Origin of the sequence: Priestia sp. SIMBA_032 (genome assembly GCF_046535215.1) — a bacterium.
GTDB classification, from domain to species: Bacteria; Bacillota; Bacilli; order Bacillales; family Bacillaceae_H; genus Priestia; species Priestia aryabhattai.
Genome location: NZ_JAWRXD010000796.1, coordinates 1 through 266, shown reverse-complemented (window position 1 = coordinate 266; position 266 = coordinate 1). Strand labels below are relative to the sequence as shown.

The following is a 266-nucleotide window of genomic DNA, read 5'->3' as shown; positions in this document are numbered from 1 at the left end:
GTAACAATGCCAAACATTCAGCAGTTCTATTTAGAAGTGCAAGAAAAGAAAAAGTTTGACGTGTTAACACGCTTACTAGATATTCAATCTCCAGAGCTTGCGATCGTATTCGGTCGTACAAAGCGTCGTGTTGATGAATTATCAGAAGCATTAAACTTACGTGGTTATGCAGCAGAAGGTATTCATGGTGACTTAACACAGGCGAAACGTATGTCTGTATTACGTAAATTTAAAGAAGGTGCTATTGAAGTTCTTGTTGCAACAGA

At 38.0% G+C, this 266-nt stretch carries 1 protein-coding gene; it reads left to right on the top strand.

The genetic code is table 11. The features are described from left to right. Positions 1 to 266: helicase-related protein (locus SB717_RS36520; RefSeq protein ID WP_410907934.1), on the top strand; the 266-nt coding region annotated here is incomplete at both ends.